Origin of the sequence: Streptomyces sp. NPDC088261, from assembly GCF_044740805.1 — a bacterium.
In the GTDB taxonomy this organism is placed as follows: domain Bacteria; phylum Actinomycetota; class Actinomycetes; order Streptomycetales; family Streptomycetaceae; genus Streptomyces.
In genome coordinates this window covers 56,432-81,505 of sequence record NZ_JBIURL010000009.1, presented here as the reverse complement: position 1 = coordinate 81,505, position 25,074 = coordinate 56,432, and the positions used below count along the sequence as shown (strand labels likewise).

23 protein-coding genes and 1 riboswitch are annotated in these 25,074 nt (G+C 72.2%); of the genes, 20 read left to right on the top strand and 3 right to left on the bottom strand.

Going from position 1 to position 25,074, the window contains the following annotated elements:
• The first annotated feature begins 179 nt into the window (after positions 1-179).
• The 9 genes from rpe (at position 180) to ACIODU_RS18990 (ending at position 10,114) form a co-directional block, all read left to right on the top strand.
• Positions 180-863, top strand: coding sequence for a ribulose-phosphate 3-epimerase (rpe, locus tag ACIODU_RS19030; RefSeq protein ID WP_401768863.1), 684 nt, complete (start codon positions 180-182; stop codon positions 861-863).
• Between the two features lie 117 nt (positions 864-980).
• The gene (locus ACIODU_RS19025) at positions 981-2,030 is read left to right on the top strand and encodes a sugar-binding domain-containing protein (protein ID WP_356431137.1); all 1,050 of its coding nucleotides are present in this window, start codon (positions 981-983) and stop codon (positions 2,028-2,030) included.
• 267 nt (positions 2,031-2,297) lie between these two features.
• Positions 2,298-3,740: a GuaB1 family IMP dehydrogenase-related protein gene (locus ACIODU_RS19020; RefSeq protein WP_401768859.1), complete on the top strand. Its 1,443-nt coding sequence runs from the start codon at positions 2,298-2,300 to the stop codon at positions 3,738-3,740.
• A 135-nt stretch (positions 3,741-3,875) separates the two neighbouring features.
• Positions 3,876-4,751, top strand: coding sequence for a SigB/SigF/SigG family RNA polymerase sigma factor (locus ACIODU_RS19015; protein ID WP_401768856.1), 876 nt, complete (start codon positions 3,876-3,878; stop codon positions 4,749-4,751).
• 154 nt (positions 4,752-4,905) lie between these two features.
• A complete protein-coding gene (locus ACIODU_RS19010; protein ID WP_161309538.1) occupies positions 4,906-5,388 on the top strand; it encodes an Lrp/AsnC family transcriptional regulator in 483 nt (160 codons plus the stop codon).
• 152 nt (positions 5,389-5,540) lie between these two features.
• Positions 5,541-6,338, top strand: coding sequence for a carbon-nitrogen hydrolase family protein (locus ACIODU_RS19005; RefSeq protein ID WP_401768853.1), 798 nt, complete (start codon positions 5,541-5,543; stop codon positions 6,336-6,338).
• A 57-nt stretch (positions 6,339-6,395) separates the two neighbouring features.
• Positions 6,396-8,099 carry an NAD(P)/FAD-dependent oxidoreductase gene (locus ACIODU_RS19000; RefSeq protein ID WP_356431131.1) on the top strand — a complete coding sequence of 568 codons (1,704 nt, stop codon included), beginning with the start codon at positions 6,396-6,398 and terminating at the stop codon, positions 8,097-8,099.
• Between the two features lie 168 nt (positions 8,100-8,267).
• Positions 8,268-9,539 (top strand): alginate lyase family protein, encoded by a 1,272-nt coding sequence (locus ACIODU_RS18995; protein WP_401768850.1) that lies wholly within the window; start codon positions 8,268-8,270, stop codon positions 9,537-9,539.
• Positions 9,540-9,646: 107 nt separating this feature from the next.
• Entirely contained in the window at positions 9,647-10,114 is a 468-nt protein-coding gene (locus ACIODU_RS18990) for a thioesterase family protein (RefSeq protein WP_356431127.1), read from the top strand.
• Here ACIODU_RS18990 and ACIODU_RS18985 read toward each other — a convergent pair.
• A complete protein-coding gene (locus ACIODU_RS18985; RefSeq protein ID WP_356431126.1) occupies positions 10,068-11,288 on the bottom strand; it encodes an MFS transporter in 1,221 nt (406 codons plus the stop codon). The two genes, ACIODU_RS18990 and ACIODU_RS18985, sit on opposite strands and share 47 nt — an antisense overlap.
• Before the next feature lie 139 nt (positions 11,289-11,427).
• Between ACIODU_RS18985 and ACIODU_RS18980 the strand changes: the two genes are divergently transcribed.
• The 11 genes from ACIODU_RS18980 (at position 11,428) to ACIODU_RS18930 (ending at position 22,070) form a co-directional block, all read left to right on the top strand.
• Positions 11,428-12,615: an ROK family transcriptional regulator gene (locus ACIODU_RS18980; protein ID WP_401768846.1), complete on the top strand. Its 1,188-nt coding sequence runs from the start codon at positions 11,428-11,430 to the stop codon at positions 12,613-12,615.
• Positions 12,616-12,866: 251 nt separating this feature from the next.
• Positions 12,867-12,997: riboswitch (FMN riboswitch) on the top strand.
• Between the two features lie 181 nt (positions 12,998-13,178).
• Positions 13,179-14,369, top strand: a complete 1,191-nt coding sequence (gene ribD / locus ACIODU_RS18975; protein ID WP_401769156.1) for a bifunctional diaminohydroxyphosphoribosylaminopyrimidine deaminase/5-amino-6-(5-phosphoribosylamino)uracil reductase RibD — start codon at positions 13,179-13,181, stop codon at positions 14,367-14,369.
• Positions 14,370-14,978, top strand: coding sequence for a riboflavin synthase (locus tag ACIODU_RS18970; protein WP_401768843.1), 609 nt, complete (start codon positions 14,370-14,372; stop codon positions 14,976-14,978).
• Positions 14,975-15,625: a nicotinamide mononucleotide transporter family protein gene (locus tag ACIODU_RS18965; RefSeq protein WP_356431121.1), complete on the top strand. Its 651-nt coding sequence runs from the start codon at positions 14,975-14,977 to the stop codon at positions 15,623-15,625. Before ACIODU_RS18970 ends, ACIODU_RS18965 begins: the two co-directional genes overlap by 4 nt.
• Positions 15,622-16,920, top strand: coding sequence for a bifunctional 3,4-dihydroxy-2-butanone-4-phosphate synthase/GTP cyclohydrolase II (locus tag ACIODU_RS18960; RefSeq protein ID WP_401768840.1), 1,299 nt, complete (start codon positions 15,622-15,624; stop codon positions 16,918-16,920). Before ACIODU_RS18965 ends, ACIODU_RS18960 begins: the two co-directional genes overlap by 4 nt.
• An 84-nt stretch (positions 16,921-17,004) precedes the next feature.
• The gene (gene ribH / locus ACIODU_RS18955) at positions 17,005-17,490 is read left to right on the top strand and encodes a 6,7-dimethyl-8-ribityllumazine synthase (RefSeq protein WP_356431117.1); all 486 of its coding nucleotides are present in this window, start codon (positions 17,005-17,007) and stop codon (positions 17,488-17,490) included.
• Positions 17,491-17,524: 34 nt separating this feature from the next.
• Positions 17,525-17,797, top strand: coding sequence for a phosphoribosyl-ATP diphosphatase (locus tag ACIODU_RS18950; protein WP_085208505.1), 273 nt, complete (start codon positions 17,525-17,527; stop codon positions 17,795-17,797).
• A 79-nt stretch (positions 17,798-17,876) separates the two neighbouring features.
• Positions 17,877-18,725 (top strand): ATP phosphoribosyltransferase, encoded by an 849-nt coding sequence (gene hisG / locus ACIODU_RS18945; RefSeq protein ID WP_356431116.1) that lies wholly within the window; start codon positions 17,877-17,879, stop codon positions 18,723-18,725.
• Between the two features lie 65 nt (positions 18,726-18,790).
• Positions 18,791-19,309: a PH domain-containing protein gene (locus tag ACIODU_RS18940; protein WP_401768836.1), complete on the top strand. Its 519-nt coding sequence runs from the start codon at positions 18,791-18,793 to the stop codon at positions 19,307-19,309.
• Between the two features lie 185 nt (positions 19,310-19,494).
• Entirely contained in the window at positions 19,495-21,018 is a 1,524-nt protein-coding gene (locus tag ACIODU_RS18935) for a hemolysin family protein (protein WP_401768833.1), read from the top strand.
• Positions 21,015-22,070, top strand: a complete 1,056-nt coding sequence (locus ACIODU_RS18930; protein WP_356431111.1) for a hemolysin family protein — start codon at positions 21,015-21,017, stop codon at positions 22,068-22,070. The genes ACIODU_RS18935 and ACIODU_RS18930 overlap by 4 nt, the downstream gene beginning before the upstream one ends.
• Positions 22,071-22,162: 92 nt before the next feature.
• On the opposite strand, the gene ACIODU_RS18925 is transcribed toward ACIODU_RS18930, so the two are convergent.
• On the bottom strand, positions 22,163-24,067 hold the full coding sequence (locus ACIODU_RS18925) for an AAA family ATPase (RefSeq protein ID WP_401768830.1): 1,905 nt from the start codon (positions 24,065-24,067) through the stop codon (positions 22,163-22,165).
• Between the two features lie 383 nt (positions 24,068-24,450).
• A complete protein-coding gene (locus ACIODU_RS18920; RefSeq protein WP_401768826.1) occupies positions 24,451-25,059 on the bottom strand; it encodes a uridine kinase in 609 nt (202 codons plus the stop codon).
• Between the last annotated feature and the right edge of the window lie 15 nt (positions 25,060-25,074).

The window sequence follows — 25,074 nt, the reverse complement described above, 5'->3', positions numbered from 1 at the left end:
GTGTGACCGCCGCCGGCGCGGCGGTGTCCTCAAGCGGCGGACGGGCTTGATGTGCGGCGTCACCCGTCCGCGCGATACGCGAGGATTGCGCGGAGTGTGACTGTCCGTGGCGGACATCGGCCGGATCCGGCCTCCCCCGGACGGTCGGGAAGCGCCCCGGAGCATGGCAGGCTTGGCACATGGCTCAGATCAACCCCAGCATCCTGTCCGCCGACTTCTCCCGGCTCGCCGAGGAGGCGAAGGCCGTCGAAGGCGCCGACTGGCTCCATGTCGACGTCATGGACAACCACTTCGTACCGAACCTGACCCTCGGCGTCCCGGTGGTCGAGGCGCTCGGACGGGCGACGGACACCCCGCTGGACTGCCACCTGATGATCGACGACCCCGATCGCTGGGCCCCGCAGTACGTCGAGGCGGGGGCGGGCTCGGTGACCTTCCACGTGGAGGCCGCCGCCGCGCCCGTACGGCTGGCCCGTGAGATCCGCGCCAAGGGGGCCAGGGCGTCCATGGCGCTCAAGCCGGCGACACCGATCGAGCCGTACGAGGACCTTCTCCCCGAACTCGACATGCTGCTGATCATGACGGTCGAGCCGGGCTTCGGCGGACAGGCGTTCCTGGACATCATGCTGCCGAAGATCCGCCGCACCCGGCAGCTGGTCTCCAAGCACGGCCTGGAGCTGTGGATCCAGGTCGACGGCGGGGTCTCCGCCACCACCATCGAGCGCTGCGCGGAGGCCGGGGCGGACGTCTTCGTCGCCGGTTCCGCGGTGTACGGGACGGACGATCCGGCCGCCGCCGTACGGATGCTGCGCAACCAGGCGAACGAGGCGACCGCGGCCGCGTCCTGGGCGTGCGCGCACTGACGCGCGCCGAATCGACCACTGAGCCACACGTAAGTGAACGGGCCCCATCAGGGCTGATCAAGAACGGCTGGATCTGACAGGATGAAGAGCGGATCCGGGGTGCGAAGAGCCCAGAGTGTGAAGAGCAGTGAGGAGATCGCGGTGTCTGGTATGTCGGCGGGTCGGCCGGCCCTGCGGATGGGACCCGCGGAGCTGGTGCAGGCGGCGGCCATGGCACGCCGTTTCTACCTCGAGGGCAAGTCCAAGATCCAGATCGCGGAGGAGTTCGGCGTCAGCCGCTTCAAGGTGGCCCGGGTCCTGGAGACCGCCCTGGAGCGCGATCTCGTACGGATCGAGATCCGCGTACCCGCCGAGCTGGACGCGGAGCGCTCCGACGCCCTGCGGGCCCGCTACGGACTGCGGCACGCCGTGGTCGTGGAGTCCCCCGCGGAGGCCGCCGACGAGTCGCCCGACCCGGAGAACCTGGGCGAGGTGGCCGCCGACCTGCTCGGCGAACTGGTCGCGGAGGGCGACGTGCTCGGGCTGGCCTGGGGCCGCTCGACGATCCACATGGCCGCCGCGCTCGACCGGCTGCCGCCCTGCACGGTCGTCCAGCTGACCGGGGTGTACGACGCGGGCACGGCCGAGCGCGGCTCGGTCGAGGCCGTACGGCGCGCCGCCCAGGTCTCCGGCGGCGAGGCGCACCCCATCTACGCGCCCATGCTGCTCCCCGACCCGGCGACGGCCGCCGCGCTGCGCAGCCAGCCGGGCATCGCCCGCGCTTTCGAGTACTTCGACAAGGTGACGGTCGCGGCCGTCTCCATCGGCTCGTGGGAGGCCGGGATCTCCACGGTCCACGACATGCTGAGCGACGAGGAGCGGTCCCACTACGCCTCGCTCGGCGTGGCCGCCGAGATGTCCGCGCACCTCTTCGACGCGGAGGGCCGGCGGGTCGGCCGTGACCTGGGGGAGCGGTGCATCACGGTCGAGGCCGACCGGCTGCGCCGTATCCCGGAGGTCGTGGCGATCGCGGGCGGACTGCGCAAGGCCGAGGCGATCGGGGCGGTGCTGCGCTCGGGTCTGGTCACCAGCCTGGTCACGGACACGGCGGCGGCGGACTTCCTGCTGACGGAGTTCACGCCGGCGCCGCGCCCGGCGCTGGAGCGGTCGGACCCGGACACGCTCTAGGGGGGTATCCGGCCCGCCGGAGCCTGTCCGGGGCGGCCCGCCGGAATCCTGTGTGTTCCCCTGTGTTTCCTGTCACGCGGTCGCGACGGACGAACGCCCAAGAACGCGGCCCGGGGTCCGGAGGAAGCCACAGAACCGGGGGCCGGTGTTCGCCCCCGGCCCGGGTGATCGGTGATGATGACGTAGGAGCCGTCGCCCCGGTCCGCTCCGGCCCGGTGCTGACTCCCCACCCACCCCTTCCGCAGAACTCCAGGTGACAGGGTCAGCATGCGTTTCCTCAACGGCCAGACACCGTCCTACGACCTGACGTACGACGATGTGTTCATGGTCCCCGGCCGGTCGGCCGTCGCCTCCCGTCAGGACGTCGACCTCTCCGCCCCCGACGGCACCGGCACCACCATCCCGCTCGTCGTGGCGAACATGACCGCGATCGCGGGCCGCCGGATGGCCGAGACCGTCGCCCGGCGCGGCGGGCTCGCCGTCATCCCCCAGGACATCCCCATCGAGGTCGTCGCCGACGTCGTCGGCTGGGTCAAGACCCGGCACCTCGTGCTGGACACCCCGATCGTGCTGTCGCCCTCCCAGACCGTCGGCGACGCCCTGTCCCTGCTGCCCAAGCGGGCCCACGGCGCGGGGGTGGTGGTCGACGCCGACCGCCGGCCCGTCGGGATCGTCACCGAGCACGACCTCACCGGTGTGGACCGCTTCACCCAGCTCTCCGAGGTCATGTCCAAGGACGTGCTGGCGATCGCCGCGGACAGGGACCCGCGTGAGGCGTTCAACGCGCTCGACGGGGCCAACCGCAAGCTCGCCCCGGCCGTGGACGCGGACGGGCGGCTCGCCGGGATCCTCACCCGCAAGGGCGCCCTGCGCGCCACCCTCTACACCCCCGCCGTCGACGGCAGGGGCCGGCTGCGGATCGCCGCCGCCGTCGGGATCAACGGGGATGTGGCGGGCAAGGCCCGGCAGTTGCTCGACGCCGGGGTCGACACGCTGGTGGTCGACACCGCGCACGGCCACCAGGAGTCGATGCTCGCCGCCGTCAGGGCCGTCCGGGCGCTCCGCCCCGACGTGCCCGTCGTCGCGGGCAACGTCGTCTCCGCCGAGGGGGTACGGGACCTGATCGAGGCGGGCGCGGACATCGTCAAGGTCGGGGTCGGCCCCGGCGCCATGTGCACCACCCGCATGATGACGGGCGTGGGCAGGCCGCAGTTCTCGGCCGTCCTGGAGTGCGCCGCCGAGGCGGCGAAGCACGGCAAGCACGTCTGGGCCGACGGGGGTGTACGGCACCCGCGCGACGTCGCCATGGCGCTGGCCGCCGGTGCCTCGAACGTGATGATCGGCTCGTGGTTCGCGGGGACGTACGAGTCGCCGGGCGACCTCCAGGAGGCGTCCGACGGGCGGCTGTACAAGGAGTCCTTCGGGATGGCGTCCGCCCGCGCCGTACGCAACCGTACGAGCGAGGAGTCGGCGTACGACCGGGCGCGCAAGGCGGTGTTCGAGGAGGGCATCTCCACCTCCCGGATGTTCCTCGACCCGGCGAGGCCCGGCGTCGAGGACCTGATCGACTCGATCGTCGCGGGCGTGCGCTCGGCGTGCACCTACGCGGGGGCGGGCTCGCTGGCGGAGTTCACCGAGAAGGCCGTGGTCGGGGCCCAGAGCGCCGCCGGATACGCCGAGGGCAAGCCGCTGCACGCCAGTTGGGGCTGAGCCGGCGAGGTCGATGGGGCGGGCAGCGGGGCGGGCTTCCGAAGTCCGCGAAAAATTTCTGAAGTTTGCGGACATGGATGGGTGAGGACCGGGTAAGCGCCTTCCCGCACTGTCCACGGAGCAAGGGAGGCCGATGTGTCCACGGCGAACGCGGTGCCGGCGACGCGCATCCGCTACGGGACGCGGCACGACGCCACGTCCACGGAGCACGCCCTTCCGTATCTGGAGCGCCCGGCGGACGTGGCACCCAAGGACGCACGGGAGATCTCGAAGCTCTTCTTCGCCCGGCTCGCGGAGCTGGAGGAGGGCACGCGTGAGTACCAGTACGCGCGCAACACCCTGATCGAGCTGAACCTTTCGCTGGTGCGGTACGCGGCGGGCCGGTTCCGTAACCGCGCGGACCAGATGGAGGACATCGTCCAGGTCGGCACCATCGGCCTGATCAAGGCGATCGACCGCTTCGAGCTCACCCGCGAGGTGGAGTTCGCGACCTTCGCCGTCCCGTACATCGTCGGCGAGATCAAGCGGTTCTTCCGGGACACCAGTTGGGCCGTGCACGTGCCGCGCCGGCTCCAGGAGCTGCGCATCGACCTCGCGCGGGCGTCCGACGACCTGTCGCAGCGGCTGGACCGCGCGCCCACGACGGCCGAGCTGGCCGAACACCTCGGGCTGGAGGAGGAGGAGGTCATCGAGGGCGTCGTCGCCGGGAACGGCTACACGGCCGGATCGATCGACATCCCCTCCGACGACTCCTCGGACTCCTCCGCCCCGCTCTCCGACCGCCTCGGCGCCCCCGACGCGGGCCTGGAGGCGGCGGAGAACGTCCAGGCGCTCAAGCCGCTCCTCCGGGAGCTGGACGACCGGGAGCGGCAGATCCTCCAGATGCGCTTCGGCGACGAGATGACGCAGGCGGAGATCGGCGCCGCACTGGGCGTCACCCAGATGCATGTGTCCCGGCTGCTGTCCCGGATCACCGGGCGGCTGCGGGACGGCCTGCTCGTGGTGGAGTAGACGACGGCGTCACACCGGACCGGTCCCGCCGGGTCTTACGGAGGAGAGGCACCCCACGTGTGTGGGTGCCTCTCCTCCGTCGTACGGGGCGTCGTGTTCTACTTCGGTGACGGCCTCCGCCGACCCGCCACCGCAGAGAAGTGAACCACCAGCAGTGCGACTCAACGATCTCGACGAACGCATCGTCCACGCCCTCGCCGAGGACGCCCGCCGTTCCTTCGCGGACATCGGGGCGCTCGTCGGGCTGTCCGCGCCGGCCGTCAAGCGGCGGGTCGACCGGTTGCGGGCCGAGGGGGCGATCACCGGATTCACCGTACGGGTGGACCCCGCCGCGCTCGGCTGGCAGACCGAGGGGTTCATCGAGATCTATTGCAGCCGCAACACCTCGCCCGAGGCCATCCACCGGGGCCTGGAGCGCTACCCGGAGATCGCGTCCGCCTCGACCGTGACCGGGGACGCCGACGCGATCGTCCAGGTCTTCGCCGCCGACATGCGCCACTTCGAGCAGGTCCTCGAACGCATCGCGGGCGAGCCCTACGTCGAGCGGACGAAATCGGTGCTGGTGCTGTCGCCCCTGCTCAGGCGCTATTCGTCGGGGTCTCCCGGCGCCCCGGGTTCACCCGCGCGTCACGGCTGAGACCCCCCGCGCAACAAATCGCCGCCCCCACCCTCCCTCGCGCAACAGATCGGTGGTCGGCGCGCAACGGACGTCTCTTGTCCCGGCCGGGCGGCGGCCCGTACGGTCGAGACGTCCCCCAGAACCCCTTTCGTACCGTCCGAGGTCCCGCCATGCCGTCGCTCCGCACCGCCCTGCTCCAGAGCTCCGGCCGGCCCGGTTCCGTGCCGGGCAGTCTCGCGGTGCTCGACGCGGCGGCCGGCCGGGCGGCGGCGGCCGGGGCCGGGCTGCTGGTGTGTCCCGAGATGTTCCTGACCGGGTACGCGATCGGCGACGACGTGAGCCGGCTGGCCGAGCCCGCCGACGGCGCCGGTGCCCGGGCCGTCGCCGCGATCGCCGCCCGGCACGGGATCGCGGTCGCGTACGGCTACCCCGAGCGCGACGGCGAGCGGGTCTTCAACGCCGCCCAGGTCGTCGGCCCCGACGGGGCGCGGCTCGCGAACTATCGCAAGACCCATCTCTTCGGCCCGTTCGAGCACGCGCACTTCAGCCCCGGCGACCGGCCCGTCGTCCAGGCCGAGCTGGGCGGGCTGCGGCTCGGACTGCTGATCTGCTACGACGTCGAGTTCCCGGAGAACGTCCGGGCCCACGCCCTCGCCGGGACCGACCTGCTGCTGGTGCCCACGGCGCAGATGCACCCCTTCGAGTTCGTCGCCGAATCCGTCGTGCCGGTCAGGGCCTTCGAGAACCAGATGTACGTCGCGTACGTGAACAGGACCGGCCAGGAGGGCGCGTTCGAGTTCGTCGGACTGAGCCGCCTGGCGGGACCCGACGGCGCGACCCGGGCGCGCGCCGGACGCGGCGAGGAACTGGTCCTCGGTGAGGCCGACCCGGCGCTGCTGAGCGCTTCCCGCGAGGCCAATCCGTATCTGCTGGACCGCCGTCCCGGGCTGTACACGTCCCTCAGCTGACACCCGGCCCGCCTTTCCCACCCCGCGCCAGTCGTACCCGCAAGGAGTCCGTACCCCATGACGGTGCCCACCGCTGTCGAGCACGTCGAGCCGGCGCTGCCGCCGATCACCATGTTCGGACCCGATTTCCCCTTCGCGTACGACGATTTCCTCCGGGACCCGGTCGGCCTCGGCCAGATACCGGCGACCGAGCACGGCCAGGAGGTCGCCGTCATCGGCGGCGGGGTCTCCGGCCTCGTCGCCGCGTACGAACTGATGAGGATGGGGCTGAGACCGGTGGTGTACGAGGCCGACCGCCTCGGCGGCCGGCTCCGTACCGTCGGCTTCGAGGGCTGCGACCCCGGACTGACCGCCGAGATGGGCGCGATGCGCTTCCCGCCGTCGTCCACCGCGCTCCAGCACTACATCGACCTGGTGGGCCTGGAGACGCGGCCCTTCCCCAACCCGCTGGCCGCGGGCACCCCTTCGACCGTCGTCGACCTCAAGGGCGAGTCCCACTACGCCAGGACCATCGACGACCTCCCGCAGGTCTACCGCGACGTGATGGCCGCCTGGAACACCTGCCTGGAGGAGGGCGCCGACTTCTCCGGCATGAACCGGGCCTTGCGGGAGCGTGACGTGCCGCGGATCCGGGAGATCTGGGCCCGGCTGGTGGAGAAGCTCGACAACCAGACCTTCTACGGCTTCCTGTGCGACTCGCCCGCCTTCAAGTCCTTCCGCCACCGGGAGATCTTCGGCCAGGTGGGCTTCGGCACCGGCGGCTGGGACACCGACTTCCCCAACTCCATCCTGGAGATCCTGCGCGTTGTCTACACCGAGGCCGACGACCACCACCAGGGCATCGTGGGCGGCAGCGAGCAGTTGCCGCTGCGGCTCTGGTCGCGCGCGCCGGAGAAGATGACGTTCTGGCCGGCCGGGACCTCGCTCAAGTCGCTGCACGACGGCGCGCCGCGCCCCGCCGTGACCCGGCTGCACCGCACCGCGGGCAACCGCGTCACCGTCACGGACGCGTCGGGCCGGATCCGTACGTACCGTGCCGCGATCTTCACCGCCCAGTCCTGGCTGCTGCTCTCCAAGATCGCCTGCGACGACTCGCTCTTCCCGATCGACCACTGGACGGCGATGGAGCGGACCCACTACATGGAGTCGTCCAAGCTGTTCGTGCCGGTCGACCGGCCGTTCTGGCGCGACGAGGCGCTTGACGACCAGGGGCGGCCCACCGGGCGGGACGTCATGTCGATGACGCTCACGGACCGGATGACGCGGGGCACGTACCTGCTGGAGAACGGCCCTGACGAACCGGCCGTCATCTGTCTCTCGTACACCTGGTGCGACGACAGCCTCAAGTGGCTGCCGCTGTCGGCCGAGGAGCGCATGGAGGTCATGCTCACCTCGCTGCGCGAGATCTATCCGCGGGTCGACATACGGCGGCACATCATCGGCAGTCCGGTGACGGTGTCGTGGGAGAACGAGCCGTACTTCATGGGCGCGTTCAAGGCGAACCTGCCCGGTCACTACCGCTACCAGCGGCGGCTGTTCACCCACTTCATGCAGGACCGGCTGCCCGCCGACAAACGGGGGATCTTCCTGGCCGGGGACGACATCTCGTGGACGGCGGGGTGGGCCGAGGGCGCGGTCCAGACCGCGCTGAACGCGGTGTGGGGCGTGATGACCCACTTTGGCGGCGGTACGGACCCGTCGAACCCGGGGCCCGGCGACGTGTTCGACGAGATCGCGCCGGTCGAGCTGCCGGAGGACTGAGCGGGGCGGGGGCGGGGCGGTGACAGGGGCTTCTGTCGGACACGTATGCCTATAGCAGTTCCCATTCATGAATCGTGTGCGAACCATTGTCAGTCGCAGAGGGCACCTCTACGCTCCAACGGTCTCGTTCGTGAATGTCATTCACATACATGATGATGGGAGCGCTCGATGAGCGGAACCCCCCGAAGGCGCCTGAGGACCCTGATCGCCGCCGTGTTCACCGCCGCGGCCGTCCTGATCCCGGCTGTCCCCTCCACCGCGGCCCCCGCCGTCCCCGCAACCCCGGTGATCGACGGGAAGCGGCTCCAGCAGGCCCGTATCGCCCTGGACAAGGGTGACCCCGCCCTCAAGAAGGCCCTCAAGTCCCTGACCGCGCAGGCCGATTCATGGCTCGGCCAGGGGCCCTGGACCGTGGTCGACAAGCCCAGGCCCGCGCCCAGCGGCGATCCTCACGACTACCTGAGCCAGGCCCCGTACTGGTGGCCTTCGCAGCCCAAGACCGCCGAGAACCCATGGGGTTGTCCGTACGTGCAGCGCGACGGCGAGCGGAACCCCGAGGTCGACACCGGCACCGACCGCCCCGACCTCGGCAAGGTGTTCAACTCGACCACCACGCTCAGCCTGGCCTGGTACTACACGGGCCAGAGGGAGTACGCCGAGCAGGCGGCGAAAGTCCTGCGCGCCTGGTTCGTCGACCCCGCGACCCGGATGAACCCGAACCTGAACCATGGGCAGTTCATCCCCTGCAAGTACGACGGCCGGGCGATCGGCATCATTGATTTCAGCCAGCAGTTCAGCTCGGTTTTGGACGCGCTCGCGATCCTCGACACGGGCGCGCCCGGCTGGACGAAGAGCGACCGCAACGGAATGCGCGCGTGGAACAAGGACTTCCTCGGCTGGCTGGTCAACTCCCCCTTCGGCAAGGAGGAGTCGGCGGCCAAGAACAACCACGGCACCTTCATGGACCTCCAGGTGGCGTCCCTCGCGCTGGCCACCGGCGACAAGGCGCTCGCCCGCAGGACCGTCCTCGACTCGCGGGCCCGGCGGATCGATCCGCAGATCGCGGCCGACGGCAGCCAGCCGCAGGAACTGGCCCGTACCCGCAGCTGGCACTACTCCACCTTCGACCTGGTGGCGTACACCCGCCTCGCCGCCATCGGCAAGCAGGTCGGGGTGGACCTCTGGGCCCATCAAGGGCCCCAGGGGCAGAGCCTGTTCAAGGCCGTCGACTATCTGCTGCCGGCCGCGACCGGGGCGGCTGCCTGGCCGCATCCGGAGCTGGAGTTCTACCGGTACGCGGCGAGCGACGTCGTCCACGCGGCGGCCGACGCCGGTGACAGCAAGGCGCGCGCGGCCGTCCCGCTGCTCCAGGCGCCGCCCGGCGGCGACGTCTGGGCGCTGCGGCCCGCGGCGGAGCAGCTGGACTCGATCGCGGGCTAGCTCTGAAGGGATGCGGGCGGGACTCCTGCGCGGATGCGCGAGGCGGATAGGATAAAAACATCCATACCGGCCATCTCGGCCGTCTCGCACCGCCCGGGAGTCCCCTCGTGACCGCTGGCACCCAGCCCACCACCGACCACGTCGACTTCGGCGTCCTGGTCCCGCTCACCGTGTACTTCGACGACTTCGACCCGATGGGCCTGCTCCACAACAGCCGCTACGCGGTGCTGGTCGAGCGCGCCTGGATCGCCTACTGGGAGAGCCAGGGATTCGGCGGCCGGAAGTTCGCCGCCGCCGAGGGCGACGAGTTCAACGTCGTCAAGGACCTGCACATCGTCTTCGACCTGGCGCTGGACCGGGCGGGGGAGTACGCCGTACACCTGTGGCTGGAACCCCTCGGCCGTACGTCGGCCACCGCCGGCTTCCGCGTCTGCTCGGCCGACGCCTCGGTGACGTACGCCCACGGCACCCGTACGGTGGTCCGCCTCGACCCCCGGACCCTGCGGCCCGTCGCCTGGAGCGACCACGTCAGGTCGCTGTCTTCGTCGATGCTGCGTCCGCGGCCGGACCGCTGACCCCGGCCGGCCGCCGGTCGCCCGTCCGCAGCACCCCGGCGCCCGCGATCAGGCCGAAGGCCAGCACGGTCACCACCCCGAAGGAGACGACCAGCGACGTCGCGTCGGCGACCGCGCCGATCGCCGAAGGGGCGATCAGCCCCGAGGTGTACGTGATCGTCGCGACGCCCGCGATGGCCTGGCTGGGGTTGGGCCCGCTGCGCCCGGCCGCCGCGAAGGCGAGCGGTACGACCACCGCCACACCCAGTCCCAGCAGCCCGAAGCCCGCCATGGCGACCGGCGGATGGGGCGCCACGACCACCAGGACCCCGCCCGCCAGGGCGAGTGTCCCGCCCGTCCTGACCGTCCGTACGGCCCCGAACCGGTCCACCACCCGGTCGCCCACCAGCCGTGCCACCGTCATCGTGAGGGCAAAGGCCGTGGTCGACGCGGCGGCGACCCCGGCCGAGGTGTCCAGGACGTCCCGGAGATAGACGGCGGACCAGTCGAGACTCGCGCCCTCCGCGAAGACCGCGCAGAACCCGACCGCCCCGATCAGCAGCGCCGACCTCGGCGGCAGCGCGAAGTGCGGCGGCGGCTCCTCGTCGGGCGCGCTGCGCAGGTCCAGGACCCGCCGGCAGGCCAGCAGGCCGAGGGCGGTCAGCACCAGGGCCGCGATCAGGTGATGGATCCGCGCGTCCGTGCCCAGGTGCGCGGCCACGGTGCCGGCGGCGGAGCCGATCAGCGCCCCCATGGACCACATGCCGTGCAGGCCGGACATGATCGACTTGTTGAGGCGGTTCTCGACCTCCACGCCGAGCGCGTTCATCGCGACGTCCGCCATGCCCGACGTCGCGCCGTACACGAACAGCGCCAGGCACAGCACGTACAGGTTGGGCATCAGGGACGGCAGGACGAGGGAGAGCGTCCACAGCGCGAGCAGCACGCGCAGCGCCTGGCGTGCCCCGAGCCGGTGGCTGATCGCGCCGGCCAGCGGCATCGCGAGGGACGCGCCGATCGCGGGGAAGGCGAGCGCCAGGCCGAGCTGGCCCGCGCTGATGCCCGCGTGGTCCTGGATCCAGGGGATACGGGTGGCGAAGCTGCCGGTCACGGCGCCGTGCACGCAGAAGACCGCCATCACGGCCCTCCGTGCCTGCCGCAACCTCGCCCCGTCGTAGACCGCTTCGGTCGTCATCGCGTCCAGTCCTCCCCTGCCGGTCGTGTGTGTGGCCGCCCGTGCCGTCGATGCGGGGAGTAAACTATCAGGAACCCTGCCTGATAGATAGCGGACCACCGAGCGAAAACACCCGCAGGCGATCTGGAAGGATCCCCGCATGGCCGCATCACCGAGCACCGCCCGTGCCATCAACGACCGGCTCGCGCTCCGACTCCTCCAGCAGGAAGGCCCGTTGACCGCCGGACAGCTCAAGACGATGACCGGGCTCTCCCGCCCCTCCGTCGCCGATCTGGTCGAACGGCTCCAGGGATCCGGGCTCGTCCACGTCGTCGGGGAGACCGGCGACCGCCGGCGCGGGCCCAACGCGCGGGTGTACGGGATCGTCGCCGACCGCGCCCATCTCGCCGCGCTCGACGTACGGACCCACAGCGTCTCCGTCGTCGTCGCCGACCTGCTGGGCGCCACCCTCGCCGAGGCCACCCTGCCCATCGGCAGCGACACCGCCAGCGAACCGGCCGTCGAGCAGGCCGCCGCCCTGCTGGAGCGCACCGCCCGCGAGGCCGGGGCCGTACGCCTGCACAGCGTCGGCATCGGCGCGCCGGGACTGGTCGACCCGGTCAGCGGCGAACTGCGCGAGACCAGCGGGCTGCCCGCCTGGCACCGGCTGCTCGTCACGGCCCTGCACGAACGGCTCCCCGCGACCGTCCTGGTGGAGAACGAGACCAATCTCGCCGCCCTCGCCGAACAGCGCCTCGGCGCGGCCCAGGGGCAGGACACGTTCGTCCTGCTCTGGCTCGGCCACGGCGTGGGCGCGGCCGTCATGCTCGACGGCCGCCTCCGCAGAGGGGCCTCCGGCGGGGCGGGCGAGATCGGCTTCCTGCCCGTGCCGGGCACCTCGCAGCTGCCCTCCGCGCTCGCCTGCGACGGCGGCTTCCACAGCCTGGCGGGCGCGGCGGCCGTCTGCGAACTGGGCGAGCGGCACGGCCTGACCCCCGAGCCCGGGCCGCGGGAGGTACCGGCGGCGGCCTATGTGCGCGCCGCCCTGGCGGCGGGGGAGAAGGGCGAACCGTTCCTCGTCACGCTCGCCGAGCGGCTGGCCGTCGGGGCGGCGGCGGTCAGCGCGGTCCTCGACCCCGGCCGGGTCGTCCTGGCGGGCGAGATCGGCCACGCGGGGGGCGCGGCCCTGGCCGCCCGGGTCGAGGAACGGCTCGCGGCGATGACCCCGCTGCGTACGGAGGTCAGGGCCGGGACCCTCGGCGGGGCGGCGGTCCTGCGCGGGGCGCTGCTGACCGCGCGGGACGCCGCGCAGGACGAGCTGTTCGCGCCGGGGGCGGAGACGCGCTGACCGGGCGCCACTGGTCCGCCGACCGCGCGCCGGCTGGCCTGCGGGCCGGGCACCGGCCGGTCCGCCGACCGCGCCGCTCCCCTCCGGCCGATCACGCCGGTCCGCCGACAACCCGACGACCCGGCGCCGGCCGAACCGACAGTCCTGCCCTGGGCGATCGGTGACCATGCGCTGACCGTCTGTGAGTCAGCACACAAGGGTCACCCGGTTGGCCGACGATCAGGCGTGGCACACTGTTTCTGTACCAGAAGCAGCGCACTCCGGGGTCGGTGTAATTCCGAACCGGCGGTTATAGTCCGCGACCCGTCCGCAGCCAGCGGCCGGTTGACCAGGTGAGATTCCTGGACCGACGGTGAAAGTCCGGATGGGAGGCAGTGCGCGGCGGGCCATGATCGGGTATTGCCGCCGTCGGCGGTTCGTCCTCGGACGAGCCGGTTCGCCGGACCGGGCGTCCCGGATGTGTCCCGTTTCTCTGTCGTCATCGACAGGCCCCGGAGTCCGTGCCCCAGAGGCAGGAGGACCCGGTGGCAACGGAAGCCGAAGCGGTGACCGACGCGGACGCGATGCGTCGCGCGATCACGCTCGCCGCCCTCGGACTCGGCTCCACCAGCCCGAACCCGGTCGTCGGTTGCGTGATTCTCGACGCCTCGGGACGCCTCGCGGGCGAGGGCTTCCACCGGCGGGCCGGCGGCCCGCACGCCGAGATCCACGCCCTGCGCGCGGCCGGCGGGCGCGCCCGGGGCGGCACGGCCTACGTCACCCTCGAACCCTGCGACCACACCGGCCGTACGGGCCCCTGCTCCCAGGCACTCGTCGACGCGGGCGTCGCCCGGGTCGTGTACGCGGTCGCCGACCCCGACCCCCGGGCCGGGGGCGGCGCCGGCACCCTGCGCGCGGCCGGGGTCACGGTCGAGCGGGGGCTGCTCGAAGAGGAGGCCGAAGCGGGCAACACCGCCTGGCTGACCTCCGTACGGCTCGGCCGCCCCCACGTCCGGTGGAAGTACGCGGCCACCCTCGACGGCCGGATCGCCGCCGCCGACTCCACCAGCCGCTGGATCACCTCCCCCGAGGCCCGCGCCGACGTCCACCGGCTGCGCGCCGAGGCCGACGCCGTCGTGGTCGGGTCGGGCACCGCCCGCACCGACGACCCGCACCTCGCGGTGCGGGGCATCGACGGCGCCGTACAGCCGCTGCGTGTCGTGGTCGACACCGAGGCCACGGCGGTACGGCCCGGCGCGCGGATCCTGGATTCCGCCGCGCCCACCCTGATCGCCGTCGCCGAGGACGCCGACCTGGGCGGGCGGGGGCACCTCAAGGACGTCGTACGGCTGCCCCGTGCGGACCGCGGCCTGGACATCCCCGCCCTGCTCGCGGCGCTGTACGAGCGCGGGGTCCGCTCCGTCCTCCTCGAAGGCGGTCCCTCGCTGGCCGGTTCGTTCGTCGCCGCGGGCGCCGTCGACCACGTTGTCGGCTATCTCGCCCCGGTCCTCCTGGGGGCCGGACCCCACGCCCTCGGGGACGCCGGAATCACCACGCTCGCGCGGGCGTTGCGACTGCGCATGACGGAGAGCACCCGGATCGGCGCGGACCTGCGCGTCACCGCCGTCCCCGACGCCGCTGTCCCCGACAGTGCCGTCCCCGACACCGCGCTCCCCGACTCCACCGTCCCTCACACCGCCGTCCACGACAGTGCCGTCGCCGACACCTCCACCCCCGTGCCCGCCACCCCGGGCACCCCCACGAAGGAGCACTGAGTGTTCACCGGAATCGTCGAAGAACTGGGTGAGGTGACCGCCGTCGAGAGTCTCGGCGACGCCTCCCGCTTCACGCTGCGCGGCCCCGTCGTCACCGACGGCGCCAAGCACGGCGACTCCATCGCCGTGAACGGTGTCTGTCTGACCGTGGTCGACCTGGACGGGGGCGCGTTCACCGCCGACGTGATGGCCGAGACCCTCGACCGCTCCAGCCTCGGCGCGCTCGCCGTCGGCTCCCGGGTGAACCTGGAACGCCCCATGGCCGTCGGCGGCCGGCTCGGCGGGCACATCGTCCAGGGCCATGTGGACGGCACCGGCACGGTTGTCGCACGTGAGGTCTCCGAGCACTGGGAGATCGTCAAGGTCGCGCTGCCCGCGCACCTCACCAAGTACGTCGTGGAGAAGGGCTCCATCACCGTGGACGGCGTCAGCCTCACGGTCGTGGACGCCGGGCCCGACTACTTCACCATCAGCCTCATCCCCACCACCCTCGCGCTGACCACCCTCGGCCACAAGGGACCCGGCGACCCGGTCAACCTCGAGGTCGACGTCATCGCGAAGTACGTGGAGCGCCTGCTCGGCGCCCGATCCGGGGAGCCCGTCCAGTGAGCGCCCTGACCTGGCTGAACGGCGAGGCCTTCACCGCCTTCGGGCAGCACATCCTGTGGTCCGACATGATCGGCAACATCATCGGCCTGGGCGCGCTCGCGCTCGGCTGGCGCCGCTCGATCTGGACCTGGCCCGCCCAGTTCCTCTCCGGCCTGATTCTGGTCGGCGCCTACGCCTCCGCGGACCTCAGCGGCGGAGTCGGCAAACAACTCCTCGTCATCGGCGTGGCGTTGTGGGGCTGGCGGCTCTGGCAGCGCGGCCGGCGGCAGGCGCAGGACGGCACCGTCGCCGTCCGCTTCGCCACCTGGCGTGAGCGCGCCGCCCTGCTCGGCGGCACCGCCGTGGGCACGCTCGCCGTCGGCGGCCTCTTCACCGCCTTCCCCGACCTCTCCTGGAACCCGTGGCCCGACGCGTACATCTTCGTGGGCACCCTCGCCGCGATGGTCGCCCAGGCCCGCGGCCTGGTGGAGTTCTGGTTCGCGTGGCTCCTGGTCGACCTCGTCGGCGTCCCCCTCGCGTTCAGCAGCGGGCTCGCCTTCTCCGGTCTCGTGTACGTGATCTACCTTGCCCTCGTCCTGTGGGGGATGCGCGACTGGTGGCTGCGCTCCAGGGCCGGCGCCGTCTCTCTGGAAGGAGCAGCAGCATGACCACCACCGCACTGCCCACCTGGTACTCCACGGACAACGCCGAGGACTTCGCCCTCGACCCGGTCGAACAGGCCGTCCGCGACATCGCCGCGGGCCGGCCCGTCGTCGTCGTGGACGACGAGGACCGGGAGAACGAGGGCGACCTCGTCATCGCGGCCGAGAAGGCCACGCCGGAGATCATCGCCTTCATGATGAGCGAGTGCCGCGGCCTGATCTGTGCCCCCATGGAGGGGGACGAACTGGACCGGCTCGCCCTGCCGCAGATGGTGGACCACAACACCGAGTCGATGGGCACCGCGTTCACCGTCTCCGTGGACGCGGGCCCCGCCCACGGCGTCACCACCGGCATCTCCGCCGCCGACCGCGCCACCACGCTCCAGCTGCTCGCCGGCGGCACGGCGGGCCCCGCCGACTTCGTACGGCCCGGACACGTCTTCCCGCTGCGCGCCAAGGAAGGCGGGGTGCTGGTACGCAACGGTCACACCGAGGCCGCCGTCGACCTGGCCCGGCTGGCCGGACTGCGCCCCGCCGGGGCCATCGTGGAGATCGCGGGCGAGGACGGCGTGATGCTGCGCCTGCCCGACCTCGTGCCGTTCGCCCGCAAGCACGGCCTGACGATCATCTCCATCGAGGACCTGATCGCGTACCGCCGTACGACCGAGCCGGCCGTCCGCCGCGAGGCAAAGGTCCATCTGCCCACCGCCTCGGGCGACTTCACGGCGTACGGCTACCGCTCGGTCGCCGACGGCGTCGAGCACCTCGCCCTCGTCCACGGCGAGATCGGCGACGGCGAGGACGTGCTCGTCCGCGTCCACTCCGAATGCCTCACCGGCGACATCTTCGGCTCGCTGCGCTGCGACTGCGGCCCCCAGCTCCAGGCCTCCATGGACCGGATCACCGAGGCGGGCCGCGGAGTCGTGGTCTACCTGCGCGGCCACGAGGGCCGGGGGATCGGGCTGCTGTCCAAGCTGCGCGCGTACGAACTCCAGGAGCGCGGCCGCGACACCCTCGACGCCAACCTGGAACTGGGCCTGCCCGCCGACGCCCGGGACTACGCGGCCGGCGCGCGGATCCTGGACGACCTCGGCGTGCGCAGCCTGCGGCTGATGACCAACAACCCCGACAAGACGTCCGCGCTGGTACGCCACGGGCTCACCGTCACCGGCCGCGAGCCGATGCCCGTCCAGGCCGGCGAGCACAACCTCCGCTACCTGCGCACCAAGCGGGACCGGATGGGGCACGACCTGCCGTGGCTGGATCCGGCCGTCGCCGTGTCCGCCTGCGGCAACCAGTAGGACACATACACCTACACCTACACCTACACCTACGACCCCTGCGTCCACCCGTGACCAGGCACAGAACGAGCTTCGAGGAGAGACGTGAGCGGCAAGGGCGCACCCGAACTGAGTGTGAAGAACTGCGGTGACCTCCGGGTCGCCGTGATCGCGGCGCAGTGGCACCAGAAGGTCATGGACGGCCTGGTCGACGGCGCCCTGCGCGCCCTGCGGGAACTGGGCATCGACGAGCCGACCCTGCTGCGCGTGCCCGGCAGCTTCGAACTGCCGGTCGTGGCCAAGGTCCTGGCGGACCGCGGTTACGACGCCGTGGTCGCGCTGGGCGTCGTCATCCGGGGCGGCACCCCCCACTTCGAGTACGTGTGCCAGGGCGTCACGCAGGGCCTCACCCAGGTTTCCATCGACACCGGCGTCCCCATCGGATTCGGGGTGCTGACCTGCGACACCGAGGACCAGGCCCTCGACCGCGCGGGCCTGCCGGAGTCGCACGAGGACAAGGGCCACGAGGCGGTGACGGCCGCCGTCGCCACCGCGACCGTCCTCCGTACTGTGGCCGAACCCTGGCGTTGAGAGACGGGCCGGGCCGCGTAAAGTGGGCGCCACCATGTCGAAGAAGACGTTCGAGGAGCTGTTCACCGAGCTCCAGCAGAAGGCCGCCAGCGGCGACCCCGCCACCTCACGCACCGCCGAGCTGGTGGAAAAAGGCGTGCACGCCATCGGGAAGAAGGTCGTCGAAGAGGCGGCCGAGGTGTGGATGGCCGCGGAGTACGAGGGCAAGGAGGCCGCCGCCGAGGAGATCTCCCAACTGCTCTACCACGTCCAGGTGATGATGGTGGCGCGCGGCATCTCCCTCGACGACGTGTACGCCCATCTCTGAGCCGTACCGCCGTACGCCTCCCTGACCGGATCGCCAGGCCCCGTACCACCCGCCCCTCCGCACAAAGGAATCGGACCCCATGCTGCGCATCGCCATCCCCAACAAAGGCTCCCTCTCCGGACCTGCGTCGGCGATGCTCCATGAGGCCGGCTACCAGCAGCGCAAGGAGTCCAAGGAACTGGTCCTGGTCGACCCGGAGAACGGGGTCGAGTTCTTCTACCTCCGCCCCCGCGACATCGCGATCTACGTCAGCTCGGGCCGGCTCGACATCGGCATCACCGGCCGCGACCTGCTGCTGGACTCCGGCGCGAGCGCGGAGGAGATCCTGCCGCTCGGCTTCGCCCGCTCCACGTTCCGCTACGCCACCAAGCCCGGCACGGCCAACGGGGTCGCGGAGTTCGGCGGCATGACCGTCGCCACCTCGTACGAGGGCATCGTCGCCAAGCACCTCGCGGACAACGGCGTCGACGCGTCCGTCGTCCACCTGGACGGCGCGGTCGAGACCGCGATCGAACTGGGCGTCGCCCAGATCATCGCCGACGTGGTCGAGACCGGTACGTCCCTGCGCAACGCGGGCCTGGAGGTCATCGGCGAGCCGATCATGACCTCCGAGGCGATCGTCATCCGCCGCACCGGCGCGGACTCCGCGTCGCCCAAGGTGCAGCAGTTCCTGCGCCGCCTCCAGGGCGTCCTGGTGGCCCGCAGCTACGTGATGATGGACTACGACTGCCGCGCCGAGCACCTGGAGCGCGCCGTCGCCCTCACGCCCGGCCTGGAGTCGCCGACCATCTCCCCGCTGCACAACGAGGGCTGGGTCGCGGTCCGCGCCATGGTCCCCGCCAAGGAGGCGCAGCGGATCATGGACGACCTGTACGAGCTGGGCGCACGCGCGATCCTCACCACCGCCATCCACGCCTGCCGCCTCTGAGACCGGCCCGTTCCCGCCGGCCCGTACCCCCGGCTCCGACGCCACCTCTGGAAGACCAAAACACCATGTCAGTGCTGCCCGTGCTCCCCGTCACCTTCCGGGCCACCCGTACCCGGATCGTGCTCCTCAGCGTCGGCGCGGTGATGTTCGCGGTCATCTCCGTCATCGGCCTGACGCTGGAGCAGCTGAATCCGGGGGAGCGGCTGAGCTTCATCGTCACCGCCGCGCTCTTCTTCGGGGTGCTCGCGCTCCTGAGCCGCCCGAAGGTCGTCGCCGACGCCGAGGGGGTGACCGTGGTGAATCTCACCCGGACCCGCCGCCTGGCCTGGGCGGAGATCCTGCGGGTCAATCTGCGCACCGGCGACCCGTGGGTCTTCCTCGACCTCAGCGACGGCAGCAGCCTGCCCGTCCTGGCCATCCAGCCCGGTGTCGCCAAGGAACACGCCATCCGGGACGCGCGCGCCCTGCGCGCCCTCGCGGAGTCCCACGGCACCGGAACCGACACCCGGGACGCCGCGCCGCAGGGCCCCGGGACCGGTCCCGGAGGCGCCGGTTCCGGTGACGCCGGAAGCCACAACGGCTGAGCCCCTGCCCTCCACGCCCCTGTCTTGATTACTCTGGTGGGTGGCGGCGCCGAAGTGCGCCGCGCCCCGCATCCGACGGCCGTGTCCGGCCCGTGGGGCATCCTGCGACCCGAGGAGTGACTCCCTCCAGCAATGGACGGATCATCCGGTAGTACCTGCGCCGCCCCCTTCGACGAGGCGGCGGCATGACCCTCTCCCTTCTGCTGCTCGCCGCGGCATTCCTTCTCATCCTCGCCAACGGCTTCTTCGTGGCGGCCGAGTTCGGCCTCGTCACCGTGGACCGGCCCGACGCCGAGCGCGCGGCCGCCGCGGGCGACCGGCGGGCTCGTACCGTCGTCAAGGCACTCGGCGAGCTGTCGTTCCAGCTCTCCGGCACCCAGCTCGGCATCACCATCACGTCTCTGGTCGTCGGCATGCTCGCCGAACCGGCCCTGGCCCACCTGCTCGACCGGCCGCTGACCGCGACGGGGCTGCCCGACGGCGCCGTCTCCGGGATCTCGGTGGTGGTGGGCATGCTGCTCGCCTCCGCCGTCCAGATGGTGATCGGCGAACTCGTCCCCAAGAACTGGGCGGTGTCCCGGCCGCTCCAGGTGGCCCGGTTCGTCGCCGGACCGCAGCATCTCTTCTCCACCGCGTTCCGGCCGGTGATCACCCTGCTCAACACCGTCGCCAACCGCCTCGTCCGGATGCTGGGCGTGGAACCGACGGACGAGCTCGCCTCGGCCCGTACCCCCGGCGAGCTGGTCTCGCTGGCCCGGCACTCGGCCCAGGCGGGCACGCTCGAACAGGACACGGCGGACCTGTTCGTACGCACCCTGTCCCTCGGCCGGCTCACCGCGCAGCACGTGATGACACCGCGCGTGAAGGTCAGCGCCCTCCAGTCGGACGCGACCGCCGCCGACGTCCTCAACCTCACCCGGGCGACCGGCCTGTCGCGCTTCCCGGTCTACCGGGAGCGCATCGACGAGATCGTCGGCATGGTGCACCTCAAGGACGCGCTGGCCGTGCCCCGCGACGAGCGGGCGCGTACGGAGGCCGGGCGCATCGCCGTCCCGGCGCTGCTGGTCCCCGAGACCCTGCCCGTCCAGCAGCTGCTGGAGCGGCTGCGCAGCGAACAGCCCATAGCCGTCGTGGTCGACGAGTACGGCGGTACGGCCGGGGTCGTCACCCTGGAGGACATCATCGAGGAGCTCGTCGGCGAGGTCAGGGACGAGCACGACGCCGAGGGCGACGGGCGGCCGGAACTGGCCCCCGTCGCCGCCGAGGACGGCAGGCCCGCCTGGGAGGCCGACGGCAGCGCCCGCGTCCTCACCCTGCGGCGCATCGGCCTGGACGTGCCGGACGGCCCGTACGAGACGCTGGCGGGCCTGGTCGCCGACCTGCTGGGCCGTATCCCCGCTCCCGGGGACCGGGCCGAGCTGCCCGGCTGGCGGCTCTCCGTCCGGCGGGTGGACCGCTACCGGGCCGAGCGGGTACGGCTGGTCCGTACCGGCGACGTACCGGCGGAGGCGTACGCGGACACCTCGAAGGACCTCGCGGCCGACGCGCCCGCCTCCCGGCCCGCCGGATCCCGTACCGGCGGCCCCGCGAAGGCGCCGGTGGGCGCGGCCGGTGACGGTCCGTCCGGCGGCGCGCACGACGACCTGCCGGGCCTGGTGGCGCAGGACGCCTCCACGGACACCCCCGCGATGGCGGAGGGCTCCCGATGAGCGTGCTGCAACTCGGCCTCGCCGTGCTCCTCGTCCTGGCCAACGGGTTCTTCGTCGGCGCCGAGTTCGCCCTCGTCTCCGTACGCCGCAGCCAGATCGAGCCGCACGCCGCCCACGGCTCCGCCCGGGCCCGGCAGGTGCTGCACGGTCTGGAGAACCTGCCGCAGATGATGGCGGCGGCGCAGTTCGGCATCACCGTCTGCTCCCTGACGCTCGGCGCGGTCGCCGAGCCGACGGTGGCGCGGCTGCTGGAGCCGCTGTTCCACGCGGTCCGGGTGCCCGAGGGGCTGATCCATCCGCTGGGCTTCGTCATCGCCCTGGCCCTGGTGGTCTTCCTGCACCTGGTCATCGGGGAGATGGTCCCGAAGAACCTCGCCATGGCCGCCCCGGAGAAGACCGCGCTGTGGCTCAGCCCCGGGCTCGTCGGCTTCGCCCGGCTCTGCCGCCCGGTCACGGCCGCGCTGGGCGCGTGCGCCCGGGTGGTCCTGCGGGCGTTCCGGGTCGAGCCCAAGGACGAGGTGGAGGCGGTCTTCACCAGTGAGCAGCTCAACCGCCTCGTCGAGGACTCCGGCCAGGCCGGGCTGCTCGACGCGGAGGCGCAGGAGCGCCTGGAGGACGCGCTGGAGCTGGGCAGCCGCCCGGTCACCGACGTCCTGCTGGCGCGCGCCTCGCTGGTGACGGTGACGCCCGCCGTCACCCCGCGCGAGATCGAGGAGCTGACCGTACGGACCGGCTTCTCGCGCTTCCCGGTGTGCGCGGAGGGCAACGCGGCCTTCATGGGCTACCTCCACGTCAAGGACGTCCTCGACCTGGAGGCGGACGAGCGGGCCGTACCGCAGCACGTGTGGCGGCCCATGGCCACCCTGCGGGCGGAACTGCCGCTGGACGACGCCCTCACCGTGATGCGCCGCGCGGCCACGCACCTCGCGCAGGTCGCGGACGCGTCCGGGCGGGTGCTCGGGCTGGTGGCGCTGGAGGACGTGCTGGAGATGCTGGTCGGTGAGGTACGGGACCCGTCCCACCGGGAGAACGACCAGGCGTTGGCGCTCTGATCCGGCGCGCGTCCTGAAAGCGATCGAGGGCCGGCCCCACCACGGGGCCGGCCCTTCGCCGTTGGACTTCGCCGTGCGGCCTCGCGCCCGGCTCAGGCCCCCGGCGGATCCTGCGGGCCCCGGTTGACCGGCCCCCGGCCCGACAGCACCTCGCCGTACGCCTGCATCAGGTCGGGCAGCCGCAGCGTCGCCAGGTCGTCGCGCCCCGGGGTGCCGCTGTACCCGGACAGCCGCAGATCGCGGTACGCGCAGCTCTTCTCGTACAGCGTCCTGAGGAAGCGCCCGTTTCCCAGCTCGTCGATCCACCCCTGGTCCACGACGTGCGCGCTGATCGAGCGCAGCTCGTCCACCGCCTCCTCGTCCCAGGCGTCGCCGTTCTCCGCCGCCAGCACCTGGCCGATGGCGGTCAGTTCCGGCGGCCGGTAGCTGGGGAAGTCAACCCGGCTGGTGAAGCGGGAGGAGAGGCCGGGATTGGTGGCGAGTAGCCGGTCCATGCCCTCGGGGTAGCCCGCCAGGATCACCACGAGATGGTCGCGGCTGTCCTCGGCGCGCTTGAGCAGCACCTGAAGGGCCTCGTCGCCGTAGGCGTCCCCCTTGCTGTACCCGGTGTTGGCGAGGCTGTACGCCTCGTCCACGAACAGCACCCCGCCGATCGCCGAGTCGATCAGGTCGTTCGCCTTGACCGCCGTCTGGCCGAGGAACTCACCCACCAGATCGGCCCGCTGCGCCTCCACGAGATGGTCCCCGCCGAGCAGCCCGAGCGCGTAGAAGACCCGGCCCAGAATGCGGGCGACGGTGGTCTTGCCGGTGCCGGAGGGGCCCGAGAAGACAAAGTGACGTTTCGGCGGCTGGACGGGCAGTCCCTCGACGGCCCGCAGCCGCGCCATGTTGAGTTGCGCGGAGAGCGCCTTGACCTGCCGCTTGACCGGTTCCAGGCCGACCATCCGCTCCAGCTCGGCCAGCGCGCTCGCCAGCAGCACCGGATCGGTGGGGCCCGCCGGGAAGCGCGGGGGAGCGGGCTGTACGGGCAGCGGGACCTTTTCCCGTACCCCGTCGAAGGTGCCGGGCGCGGGGTCCGCGGGACCGGTGCCCAGCAGCGGTTGCGGGTCCCCGCCGAGGCGTGCGTCGGAGGCGGGCGGGGCCTCTGGATCGGCCTGCGCGTCGAGCGCCTCCTGGCCGAAGCCCGCCAGCGCCACCGAGGCGAGCCCGCCCGGGTCGTCGGCGCCCTCGTACCCGTCCTGTTCCGTGATCGCCGCGAGCCGGGCGGCCGTGTCCATGAAGGACGGGTCGAGCCGGTGCACGGCTCGGTAGAGCGGTAAGGCGGCGGCGCTGCGGCCGGTGCCCTCGTGGGCGCGCGCCAGCCAGTAGCGCAGCTCCTTGCGCTGCGGCTGCTCGCTGCGGCAGCGCATCAGCGCCGTGGCCAGCAGCGGCTCCGCCTGCGTGAACATCTCCAGCCTGACCCGCGCCATGCCCCCGAACAGGCCCGCCTCGATGCCCAGGAGGGTGTCGTCGACGAGCGGTTCGGTGTGGCGTACCAGCTCGTCCCAGTCCTTGACGAGGTACGCGCGGCACGCGTGCAGGAACCGCACCTGCGGATCGGCGTTCACGGGCGGCAGGCCGGCGAGCGCCCGGTCCAGTTCCGGTACGTGCCGGCCGTCCAGCCAGTGCGAGGCGTGCGCGAGGAGCAGGTCCCGGCCGCTCTCCAGCACCGGCTGCACCCACCAGCCCAGCCAGTACCAGGAGTTGAGCGTACGGCGGTGGTGGGCGCGCTGCTCGCCGAAGCGGTCGCGGTGGCGGTACATCCGGAGCAGGGCCGTCGTGGTGTCGACGCGCAGCGCGTGCAGCCCCAGCCAGCCGTCGGCCATCCCGGGATCGAGCCGTACGGCGGTCCTGAACTCCTCCTCCGCCTGCGGATACGCGCCCATGGTGTACGCGTCCACGCCACGCACCCACGCGAGGTCGGCCGGGGCGTGCGTGCCCTGCGTGCCGATATCCATCAGGTCCCCCACAAACCGTGCACCCATGATGTCCCGCCGGGCGGGAGCCCGTCGGCAGCGTGCCGAACCACCTTGTCGCGGACGGGAATTGACCGCACCGAGATGCATCGTACCTGCGCAGGGGGTACGGGACTAAGGGTGCCGCGCGCCGGGAAGGTGCGGTGACCGACGGTGAGCGCGGGGCGCGGCGCGGGGGCCGGGACGGGGTGAAAGGGGCAGAACGAAGCCCCCGATCACGGGGGAACAACCGGGGGCTTCGCGTCCGCGGCGGCTCCGAAAAGCCGCACATTAAGAACGTAAGACCTGTCCCACCCGTCGGTCAAGCGGAGTTGGAGCACACGCCGGGCCGGCGGCCGACCGCGCGGCAGGGCGACCGGAACTGATCACGTTGGGTGAGGGGCCGGTTCGGTTCCCGCTGTCGCGGGCGGTGCGGGGGACACCACGTACCCCTCCCGTACCTCCCGTACCAGCGCGTCGGCGAACGGCCGGGAGGGATCCGCGGCGAAATGGCTGGTCTCCGCCACCGTCCAGCCGTCCCAGAACCGGGTCTGCGCCGGTCCGTCGCGCCGGCGCCCCCGGCGCCAGGACTCCTCGGCGCCCCGTTCCATCCACAGCAGCCGGGCGAGGTACGGCCGCAGGGTCCGCCGCCCGGCCCCGACGCCCTCGATCAGGACGACGGGGGCGGGCGCCAGGAGGCGCGGCTTACCGAAGCGGCGCCGGGTCCAGTCGTACGGCGCGTAGCGCGCGCTCGTCCCGCGCGCGAGAGGATCGATCACCTGGTCGAGCAACCGGGGCAGCCACGCGAACAGCTCCTCGTGGGTCGCCAGGTCGTCGAGGCGCAGGACGGGCGCGCCGCCGAGCGCGTCCGCGAGGCGGGCGGCGAAGGTGCTCTTCCCGGAGCCCGCGTGGCCGTCGACCGCCACCAGCCGTACGGGACCGCAGGAGGGCGGCAGGGCGCACAGGGCGGCGGCCAGGTCCGTCAGATCGTCCATCCGCCCAGCCTACGA